2 protein-coding genes are annotated in these 3,637 nt (G+C 68.2%); both read right to left on the reverse strand.

Features of this window, described 5'->3' with window-relative positions:
* A partial coding sequence (locus R1101_RS0118455) for an HAD family hydrolase (RefSeq protein WP_037224067.1) occupies nt 1-701 on the reverse strand: 701 nt, incomplete at its 3' end.
* On the reverse strand, nt 694-3,637 hold a 2,944-nt coding region (gene metH / locus R1101_RS0118460), incomplete at its 5' end, for a methionine synthase (protein WP_016934828.1). The genes R1101_RS0118455 and metH, both read right to left, overlap by 8 nt.

Genomic DNA, 3,637 nt, shown 5'->3' on the forward strand with positions numbered 1-3,637 from the left:
ACTCCCCCACCGTGCAGCTCGTACAGATCCTCCACGCTCAGCCCCTCCAGGGTGGACCGGAACACTCGCCGCTCCGAGCCGGGCACCTCCACCAGCGACGGCACCACCAGCACCGTGCAGCCGGCCGCATCCGCCGCCGCCGCCCCGGTCGGGGAATCCTCCACCGCCAGGCACTGCGCCGGATCCACCCCGAGCAACTCCGCCGCCCGCCGATAGGGCGCCGGATCGGGTTTGCCGGCCGGCACCTCGTCGCCGCACACCGAATGGTCGAAATGCTCACGGCCCAGGGTGTCCAGCGCCACCTCGCACAACGCCCGCTCGGTGTTGGTCACCAGCACCGACCCCAGGCCCGCCTCGCGCACCCTACGCAACGCTGCCTGCGCCCCGGGCCGCCACGGCAACCCGTCGGCGAACAACCGGCCCATATAGTCGGTCAGCCACACCGCGGCGGCGGCCGCCTCGTCCGGAGTCGGCTCGAGACCCAGACCGGTGAAAGTGCGCAGCACCGCCAGATCCATCGGCCCACCGATCGTGGAGATGCGGGTCTCCTCACTCATCGGCCCACCGAGATGCAGCGACAACTCGCGCATCCCGATGTCCCACAAGCGTTCCGATTCGAGCAGGGTGCCGTCCATATCCCACAGCACCGCCCGCAGCACACCGGCCGGCACCGCGAGCGGCGCCTCCACCCGATCAGACATTGAAGTACTTCGCCTCCGGGTGGTGCAGCACGAACGCATCCGTCGACTGCTCGGGATGCAACTGCAGCTCCTCCGACAACTCCACCCCGATCCGCTCGGGCTCGAGCAACTCGACCAGCTTGATCCGATCCTCGAGATTCGGGCACGCCCCGTACCCGAACGCGAACCGGGCGCCGCGATAGGCGAGCTTGAAATACTCCGCGACCTCCTCCGGATCCTCGTCCGCGGCCGTGCCACCCCCGGCGAACGCCAGCTCCTGCCGCACCCGCCGATGCCAGTACTCGGCCAACGCCTCGGTCAACTGCACACCGATGCCGTGCACCTCGAGATAATCCCGGTACGAATTCGACGCGAACAACTCGTTCGCGAAATCCGCAATCGGCTGCCCCATCGTCACCAGCTGGAACGGCCACACATCCACCTGACCCGACGCGACCGCATCCTCCCGCGACCGCACGAAGTCGGCGATGCACAGGAACCGCGAACGCTGCTGCCGCGGGAAGGTGAACCGGTAGCGCTCGGGCGCATCCGGGCGCGCCTCGGTCAGCACCACCACGTCGTCACCCTCCGACACCGCCGGGAAGTAGCCGTAGACCACCGCGGCGTGCTGCAGGATGCCCTCGGTCGCCAACCGATCCAACCAGTACCGCAACCGCGGCCGCCCCTCGGTCTCCACCAGCTCTTCATAGCTCGGGCCCTCGCCGCCCCGCTGACCACGCAGCCCCCACTGCCCGAGGAACAACGCCCGCTCGTCGACCAGCGCCGCATAGTCGGCCAGCGGAATGCCCTTGATCACCCGGGTACCCCAGAACGGCGGCGTGGGCACCGGCAGATCCTTCGCGACATCGCTGCGCTCGGGGATCTCCGCCGGCGTCTCGGCGGCCTTGCGCTTCTCCGCGATCCGCTTGCTGCGCTCGTGCCGTTCCTTGCGCTCGGCGGCCTTGCGGGCCGCCTCGATCGCCTCCGGACTGTCCGGCGCCGGCGCCTCACCGCGCTTCTCCGCCATCACCCGATCCATCAGCGACAGGCCCTCGAACGCGTCGCGTGCGTACGACACCTTGCCCTCGTAGACCTCCGCCAGATCATTCTCGACATAACTGCGGGTCAGCGCCGCACCACCGAGCAACACCGGGAACTGCTCCGCGACCCCACGAGAGTTGAGCTCCTCGAGGTTCTCCTTCATCACCACCGTGGACTTCACCAGCAGCCCCGACATGCCGATCACATCGGCACGCTTGTCGACCGCCGCATCCAGGATCGTCGCGATCGGCTGCTTGATGCCGAGGTTGACCACCTCGTAGCCGTTGTTCGACAGGATGATGTCGACGAGATTCTTGCCGATGTCGTGCACATCGCCCTTCACGGTCGCCAGCACGATCCGGCCCTTGCCCTCGTCGCCCGTCGACTCCATGTGCGGCTCCAGGAACGCCACCGCGGTCTTCATCACCTCGGCGGACTGCAACACGAACGGCAACTGCATCTGCCCGGACCCGAACAGATCACCGACCGTCTTCATGCCCGACAACAACGTGTCGTTGATGATCGCCAACGGCGGGGTGGTCTTCATCGCCTCCGCCAGATCGTCCTCGAGACCGTTGCGCTCACCGTCGACGATGCGCCGCTCCAGCCGCTCGAACAGCGGCAGCGCCGCCAGCTCCTGCGCCCGCGACTCGCGTGCCGACGCCGCCGACACCCCCTCGAACAGCTCCATCAGCTTCTGCAGCGGGTCGTAACCCTCACGGCGCCGGTCGTACACCAGATCCAGCGCAACCTGCCGCTGCTCCTCCGGGATCCGCGCCATCGGCAGGATCTTCGACGCGTGCACGATCGCCGTGTCCAGCCCGGCCTCGGTGCACTCGTGCAGAAACACCGAATTCAGCACCTGCCGCGCCGCCGGATTCAGACCGAACGACACATTCGAGATGCCCAGGGTGAAGTGCACCTCCGGATGCGCCTCGTGGAGGCGGCGGATCGCCTCGATCGTCTCGATCGCGTCGCGCCGCACCTCCTCCTGACCCGTCGAGATCGGGAAGGTCAACGCGTCGACGATGATGTCCTGCGGCGACAGACCCCACGTGCCGGTCAGGTCCGCGATCAACCGCTCGGCGATGCGCACCTTGTGCTCGGCGGTCCGGGCCTGGCCTTCCTCGTCGATCGTCAACGCGACCACCGCCGCGCCGTGCTCGACGACGTGCTCCATGATCCGCTGGAACCGCGAACCCGGGCCGTCACCGTCCTCGTAGTTCACCGAGTTCACCGCGCAACGACCACCGAGATGCTCGAGACCGGCCCGGATCACCTCCGGCTCCGTCGAGTCGATCATGATCGGCAGCGTCGACGACGTCGCGAACCGCGACGCCAGCTCCGCCATGTCCGCCGCCCCGTCGCGCCCGACGTAGTCGACGTTCAGATCCAGCATGTGCGCACCGTCGCGGATCTGATCCTTCGCGATGTCCAGGCACTTCTGCCAATCCGCGGCAAGCATCGCCTCACGGAACGCCTTCGACCCGTTCGTATTGGTGCGCTCACCGATCATCAGGATCGACGCATCCTGCTCGAACGGCACCGAGGTGTACAGCGACGCCACACCCGGCTCCGGCTGCGGGGCGCGCGGCGCCGGCTGCACCCCGCGCACCGCCTCGGCGACCTGCCGGATGTGCTCGGGAGTGGTGCCGCAGCAACCGCCGACGAAGGTCAGACCGTACTCGCGGACGAACCCGGCCAAGGCCTCGGCGAGCTCCCCCGGCTGCAGCGGGTACTCGGCGCCGTTCGCACCCAGCACCGGCAGACCGGCATTCGGCATCACCGACACCGGGATCGTCGCGTGCTGCGAGAGGTACCGCAGGTGCTCGGTCATCTCCGCCGGACCGGTCGCGCAGTTCAAGCCGATCAGGTCGATACCGAGGGGTTCGAGAGCGGTCAGCGCGGCGCCGATC

Source organism: Rhodococcus sp. R1101 (assembly GCF_000278445.1).
GTDB classification, from domain to species: Bacteria; Actinomycetota; Actinomycetes; order Mycobacteriales; family Mycobacteriaceae; genus Rhodococcus; species Rhodococcus gordoniae.